This window comes from Sphingorhabdus sp., from assembly GCF_044354325.1.
GTDB lineage: Bacteria > Pseudomonadota > Alphaproteobacteria > Sphingomonadales > Sphingomonadaceae > Sphingorhabdus_B.
Genome location: NZ_JBILAF010000013.1, coordinates 24,760 through 31,852 on the forward strand (window position 1 = coordinate 24,760; position 7,093 = coordinate 31,852).

Annotated in this window: 6 protein-coding genes; 3 read left to right on the forward strand and 3 right to left on the reverse strand. The window is 54.4% G+C overall.

Translation table 11 applies throughout. The features are described from left to right. The first annotated feature begins 70 nt into the window (after window positions 1-70). Window positions 71-1,768 carry a class I adenylate-forming enzyme family protein gene (locus ACIQ0G_RS02520; RefSeq protein WP_397576546.1) on the forward strand — a complete coding sequence of 566 codons (1,698 nt, stop codon included), beginning with the start codon at window positions 71-73 and terminating at the stop codon, window positions 1,766-1,768. Between the two features lie 37 nt (window positions 1,769-1,805). Next, window positions 1,806-4,562 carry a [protein-PII] uridylyltransferase gene (locus ACIQ0G_RS02525; protein WP_397576547.1) on the forward strand — a complete coding sequence of 919 codons (2,757 nt, stop codon included), beginning with the start codon at window positions 1,806-1,808 and terminating at the stop codon, window positions 4,560-4,562. A 92-nt stretch (window positions 4,563-4,654) separates the two neighbouring features. Here the strand turns inward: ACIQ0G_RS02525 and ACIQ0G_RS02530 are convergent, their stop codons facing one another. Next, window positions 4,655-5,779, reverse strand: a complete 1,125-nt coding sequence (locus ACIQ0G_RS02530) for an OmpA family protein (protein WP_397576548.1) — start codon at window positions 5,777-5,779, stop codon at window positions 4,655-4,657. A 162-nt stretch (window positions 5,780-5,941) separates the two neighbouring features. Continuing rightward, complete coding sequence (locus ACIQ0G_RS02535; protein ID WP_397576549.1) at window positions 5,942-6,199, reverse strand: DUF2793 domain-containing protein; 258 nt, start codon at window positions 6,197-6,199, stop codon at window positions 5,942-5,944. Window positions 6,200-6,297: 98 nt separating this feature from the next. Between ACIQ0G_RS02535 and ACIQ0G_RS02540 the strand changes: the two genes are divergently transcribed. Beyond that, window positions 6,298-6,843, forward strand: coding sequence for a pseudouridine synthase (locus tag ACIQ0G_RS02540; protein WP_397576550.1), 546 nt, complete (start codon window positions 6,298-6,300; stop codon window positions 6,841-6,843). Between the two features lie 9 nt (window positions 6,844-6,852). Here the strand turns inward: ACIQ0G_RS02540 and ACIQ0G_RS02545 are convergent, their stop codons facing one another. Beyond that, window positions 6,853-7,029, reverse strand: coding sequence for a hypothetical protein (locus tag ACIQ0G_RS02545; protein ID WP_397576551.1), 177 nt, complete (start codon window positions 7,027-7,029; stop codon window positions 6,853-6,855). Between the last annotated feature and the right edge of the window lie 64 nt (window positions 7,030-7,093).

Here is a 7,093-nt window from a genome sequence, read left to right on the forward strand (position 1 = left end):
TTCCTCAGGACCTTTTGACAATCCTATAGAGGGAAATAGAAGGTGCACAAAGAGTTTAGGAGAGAATCACATGCCGTCCCAATTGGACCTCGCGATCGACGCTACCATAAATCGTCTCATGACCGACGATGGCCCTTTAACGGTGACCTATGTTGAAAAATTTGGTGTGCAATTGCCCATGCTGGCGAAAGCACCCGGCAACATGGCCGACTATCTGGCATTCTTTTGCGCCACGCATGCGGACAAAGAATTTCTGGTAGATGGCGACATCCGGCTAAGCTTTCGCGAAACTTATGCCGCAGCGCGCGTGCTGGCTGGCGGCTTAGTCGACGGGCACAAACTTCAAAAAGGCGACAGGGTCGGGATCGCCGCGCGCAATTCGGCCAACTGGATCATTGCCTATATGGCCATTGTTATGGCCGGCGGCGTTGCAACTTTGCTCAACGGTTGGTGGCAAGGTGGCGAATTGGCCGAAGGCATCCGCATGGTCGGCTGTCGCTATGTCCTCGCGGATGAACAGCGCGCTGCGCGCTTGACAGGGCACGACATTGGCGGTTGTGAGCTATTGATATTCGGTCATGATGGCGCGCCGACAGAAGGGCTGTCTGTCTTGACCTCAAAAGGAGGCGGCGCAGAAACACCGCTGCCCGCACTTGCCCCCACAGACAATGCAACAATTCTGTACACATCCGGTTCGACAGGTCAGTCCAAAGGCGCGGTTTCCGACCACCGGGCCGTCGTTCAGGGCGCGATGAGTTACGTGGGCCAGACACTCGTCTTTTTCGAGCTTCTTTCGTCCACTGGTCAGGCCATGCCAGCCCAGCCATCGGCGCTGGTTAACGTTCCATTGTTTCACGTTACCGCGTCCATTCCATTGGTTCTGCAAAGCTTCGCGATTGGGCGCAAGTTGGTATTGATGCCGAAATGGGATGCGGAAGAAGCCATGCGCATCATCGAAAAGGAACGCATCAGCTATTTCGTTGGCGTTCCATTGATGAGCATTGAACTCGCGACGCACCCTAACCGTCACAAATATGACCTTACCAGCTGCACGGCCTTCGCGGCTGGCGGCGCCCCACGCCCCGTGGAACATGTCAAAAAAATCCGTAAGGAAATGAGCTGGGGCTATCCGCTGCTGGGTTATGGCCTTACCGAAACGAACGGCGTGGGCTGCGGCAACTTCACCGATAACTATCTGGAAAAGCCCACCAGCACTGGACCAGCCACGAAGCCCTTGGTCGAAGTGCAAATGCTTGATGATGATGGAAACGTTCTTCCGCAGGGTGAACGCGGCGAAGTCGGTATTCGCACCATCGCGAATTTCAACGGTTACTGGAACAACGAACAATCGACGCGTGACGCGTTTACCGCTGACGGATTCTTCCGGACCGGAGATATCGGCTATCTCGACGAAGATGGTTATCTGTTCATCGTAGACCGCAAAAAAGACATCATCATCCGCGGCGGTGAAAACATCAGCTGCCCAGAAGTAGAAGCCGCCGCATATGAACATGACTCGATTGTCGAGCTATCCGTGTTTGGCATTGCCGATGACAAATATGGGGAAGTTCCAGGCATCGTCTATCACACGAAGGATGGGGTCGAGCTGACCGAGGATGAGCTCAAAGCGTTCCTCGCACCACGTCTAGCGCCATTCAAAATCCCGGCCCATTTCTGGCAAGTGGCAGAGCCATTGCCGCGTCTTGGTACCCAGAAAATCGACCGCGTTGCTTTGCGCCGGGAATATAATGCAAAGGTTTCTGCTTGATGCTGACATAGGGCGTGAACGCGCCTAGAGTGTCTGTATGACTTCAGCGCCTGACCGGATTATAAAGCAACGCGACATTATCGACAGGACTGCGCTTGCCGATAAAATTGAATCTATTGTTGCAGAAGACGGTCCTCAGCGCTGCCGTCCGCAGATCCTTGAGCTTTTGCAAGGCGCGTTGGCGGACGGGCGCGCCGAAATCAAAAGACGACTGGGTGAAAACCCGTCACAGGGTTACCGCGCGTCCGCAGAGCAAGCCTTTCTGGTCGATCAGATTGTCCGGCTTATTTACGACTATGTGACCGTCCACGCATATCCCGCGGCGAACCGCTCAGCATCGGAACGGATCGCTATCCTTGCGGTGGGCGGATATGGCCGCGGCGAGATGGCGCCGCATAGCGACGTCGATATCGGGTTTGTTACCCCTTACAAAAGAAGCTCATGGACCGAACAAGTCGTCGAAGCGATTTTGTACCTTCTTTGGGATCTCGGCCTGAAAGTTGGCCAATCCAGCCGGTCTTTGGATGAGACCGTGAAAATGGCGCAAGAAGATCTAACGATCCGTACCGCGCTTTTGGAAAGCAGGTTCGTTTGGGGCGACCGTGCCGTTTACGAAGAGGCCGCATTACGCTTCTGGAACGAAGTGGTCGCAAATACGGCGCCCGATTTTGTGCGCTTGAAAATGGCCGAACGCGATGAACGGCACAAGCGTATGGGCGACAGCCGCTACGTTGTGGAACCCAATATCAAAGACGGCAAAGGCGGCCTGCGCGATTTACATACCTTGTATTGGATTGGAAAATATATCCACAAGGTCTCAACGGCATCTGATCTCGTCCATGTTGGGCTATTGTCGGTCGAAGAATATAACCGGTTCAGGAAAGCCGAAAACTTCCTCTGGTCCGTTCGTTGTCATATGCACAATATTACTGGCCGCGCAGAGGAACGGCTGACATTTGATTTGCAGCGCGAAGTGGCCGAACAGATGCAGTTCGCCGATCGCCCCGGTCGTTCGGCGGTTGAGCGGTTCATGCATTATTATTTCTTGAATGCCAAAACCGTGGGCGACGTTACGGGCTTATTCTTGGCGCATTTGGATGAAGCCATGGCTCAAAAAGGCCGCCGGTTCATTCCAAGTTTTAACCGCAAACCACGCAAGCTTAATGGTTTCCAGCTTGACCGTGGTCGCTTGGCATTACCCAATGATCAGTTTTTCGTCGAAGACCCCGTTCGGCTATTGGAAATTTTCCACCTCGCGGATTTGCATGGGCTAGAAATTCACCCTTCAGCCATGCGGACGGCCCAGCGCGATGCACGGCTTGTAGATAAGGCGGTCCGAAAGGACCCGCGGGCCAACGCGCTCTTTTTAGATATTCTGACCTCGCGCCGCGATCCGGAAACCGTATTGCGCTGGATGAACGAATCCACGATTTTTGGACGGTTCATTCCCGATTTCCGCCGCGTGGTCGCGCAAATGCAGTTCGACATGTACCATCATTACACCGTCGACGAACACTCGATCCGCGCCATTGGGCTATTGGCGAACATCGAAAGCGGAAAACTAAAACAAGATCATCCGCTTTCGGCTGCCATAATGCGGAATATCGTCAGCAGAAGGGTATTGTATGTCGCAACCTTGCTGCACGATATTGCAAAGGGACGCGGCGGCGACCACAGCGTTTTAGGCGCTCAGGTCGCGGAAACATTATGCCCGCGACTTGGGTTATCAGCGGCGGAGACCGAAACAGTCGCGTGGTTGGTTCGCCACCATTTGTTGATGTCCGCGACATCGTTCAAACGTGACCTTGCCGACTTCAAAACGATATTGGATTTTGCGCAGGCGGTTCAGTCGCCTGAACGTTTGAAATTGCTGCTCGTCTTGACGGTGGTGGACATTCGCGCTGTTGGTCCAGGCGTTTGGAACAGTTGGAAGCGCCAATTATTGTCCGATCTTTTCGAAGCCACTGAAGAAGTGCTGCGGCTTGGCCACAAGCAACGTGGCCGTGACGAACGCATCGCTTCGAAAAAATCGAAGCTCGAGTCAGCCTTGCAGCTGTCCCCTGAAAAATTTGCGCAATTCGCAAAGACGTTACCCGACGCCTATTGGATAGCCGAGCCAGACGATATCATTGAGCGCAATGCACGGCATCTCTTGAAAAATGAAGGTACTGAGCTTGCCATTGACGCATGTTATTACCCCGACCGAGGCGCAACGCTCGTCACGGTATTCGCGGCCGACCATCCCGGCTTATTTTATCGCATTGCAGGTGCGATTCACTTGGCAGGCGGAAACATCATCGATGCACGGATCCACACAAGCAGCGACGGGATGGCGATCGATAATTTCCTGATTCAAGATCCGCTCGGTCGTCCATTTCGCGAGCAGGGCCAATTGGACCGCTTAGCGCGCAATATCGAAGAAGCATTGACCAACCGTGCAAAGTTGATGACGCAACTAGATGCCAAGCCAAAGGCGCTCCGGCGTGCCGACGCATTTAAAATTGCGCCTTCAGTGTTGATCGATAACCAAGCGTCTAACCGCTTCACCGTTGTAGAAGTAAATGCGCTGGACCGGCCGGCATTGCTGAACAACTTGGCATTAGCTTTGTTCGAGTCAAAGGTAACATTGCACAGTGCGCACATCGCAACCTATGGCGAACGCGCAGTAGATACATTCTATGCGACAGATCTTTTCGGTGCAAAAATCGAAAGCAAGGCCAAGTTGAAATCACTGGAAACAAGGCTGCTTGAGGCGGCCATTGTCCGTGCTCGGGCAAAAACCAAAGCTGCGTAAGAACGCAGACCTTTCGGCTGCATCAATTAACGACATAAAAAAAGGCCAGTCTTTCGACCGGCCTTTCTTTTAACATATTGATCCGTTCGGAATTACATTCCCGAATTTGGACCGTAGGTAACTTCAACGCGACGGTTTTGCGGTTCACGCTCACCATCTGCAGTCTGAACCAATGGTGCAGTTTCACCGAATGCTTCGGTTGCAATTGCACCGCCGGCAACGCCCTTGGACTCAAGGTACGAACGCACAGTGGTGTTACGACGCTGCGAGAGGCCAACGTTGTACTTTGCACTACCCGACTTATCGGCGTGACCAGCAAGCATAACTTTCGCGGTGCCACAGTTCGAATACTGAGCAACAGCGTTGTCCAGAACCGAAGCTGCGTCAGGACGCAAGTTCGACTGATCCCAATCGAAGAATACGATATAAGGGCCGGTGTTGCACACTGGCGCTGGTGGCGGCGGTGGCGGTGGCGGTGGAGCTGGTGGCGCCACATATGGTGGCGGTGGTGGGGGTGCTGCAACTTCAACTGGTGCAGGTGCGCCGCCGAAGTTATAAATCAGGCTGCCCATGATGCTGTGCGAACGGAAGCGCGTGTCAACCGAACGGCCAAGACGGTCAACAAGACCAACCTTGTCTGCGTTGAAGAAACGGTACTTCAGACCGACGTCCCAGCTATCGCTCAGTGGCGCACGGATGCCCGCAAGAGCCTGCCATGCAAGCCCGGTGTCTGAATCGTCGAGGAAAGATGGAGCAGCGAGAGTAGCCGTCACATCAACACGTGCAACGCCAACGCCGCCGCCGACAAAGCCCTGAAGGCCATCATCGTCGCCAAAATCGAAAAGACCATTGACCATGAAGCTCAAAGCGCTTGCATCGCCAGCGATTTCATACGAACCGCTACGTGCGAGAGCAGTTGTTGCGCCGCTCGTAATCTGAGGCGCCTGGCTGCTGAACCCAGTTAAATTCGCCTGGCGATAAGAAACTTCTGATTCGAGACGGAAACCGCCGAAATCATAGCCGACTACGCCGCCAAAATCATAACCCTTGTCTGTGTCAACCGATGCAGCATTGTCCAATGTGCCGATATCCAAAGCCAAGTCTTCTACTATCATGGCACCGCCATCGACTCCAACATACCACTGGTCGTCGCGGGCCAAAGCCGGTGATGCCAGAGCAGTAGAAGCGAGCACCAAACCTATGGCTAACTTACGCATCAACTTTCCCCTTTTTCTATCTTTAGGAACGGAAATTTTAGAACGTTTTTCTATCGGTTCTGTTCCATCGATGCAAGTCTCTATGTCCACATACTGTTGCTAAAATGTCGCCATTACGCGCATTTTATCCGAATACTGACCGTGTTTTTGCGACGCGGCCGCTCAAGGCGTCAATATGCCTATCAGCCTGAAATACTGTAACATCGCACTGAGTGTCGCACGCGCTTCAGTATCGACCACTGCCCCGCCAGACGGGTTTGCGATAATTGGTCCGCTACGCCAAACGCCTCCGGTATAAATGCTATCACGACCATTGGACCTGTTCCAAAGCCGCATCCCGTCATGGGCAATCAGATAGCGCCAGTCACCACCTATCCATATCGCAATTTTCGACTGTGCCAAAAAGCCAAATAACCACATATCATGATTATTTCAAAACATAATAATCTATTTGGTTATAATCTTACGCGCTGAGAAGATGATTTCCCCTTTTCTGCCGCCTTCGCTATGGGTTGGGGATGTCGCGCGTCATTCTGTTCAACAAACCTTTTGGCGTCTTGCCGCAATTTACCGACACGGGAACCGCCGGTTCGCCGCGCCCGACCTTGTCCAACTTTATCGACGTGCCCGGGGTCTATCCCGCGGGCCGGTTGGATATGGACAGCGAAGGGCTGATGATCCTAACCGACGACGGGCGGTTGCAGGCGCGCATTTCCGATCCGCGGTACAAGCTGCCCAAAATCTACCGCGTTCAGGTTGAGGGCACGGTTTCCGATGATGCGCTCAACCAACTGCGGCGCGGTGTGCAGTTGAAGGACGGGATGACCTTGCCCGCAGAGGCAGAGCGCATTGCCGACCCGCAGCTTTGGCCGCGCGATCCGCCCATCCGCGTCCGCCAGACGGTGCCCGACAGCTGGATAGTACTTGTCATCCGCGAAGGACGCAACCGGCAGGTGCGCCGCATGACCGCCGCGGTCGGCCACCCGACATTGCGGCTGGTGCGCCACGGCGTTGGCGATTGGACGCTGGACGATCTTGCCCCCGGCAGTTGGCGTGAGGTCTGACGCAGCGGCTTAATCCGCCGGTCGCGGCACGCGCTTGCCCTTGGTCCGGCTGGTCAGATGAAATTGGCCACATCGGTCGCAGCGATAATGGCGCAGCGTGATTGTCGCCGCCGCCATTGCGGCGATGGCCTCGGCCTCCGCCGGGTAGCCCGCTTTCCTTCGGCAAATGCTCAGCCGGGTGCGCAAATCAATCTTCGCCTTCGAACGCGATGCACCCCATGTTGCACAGCTGCGTCAGCAGGTCGATCGC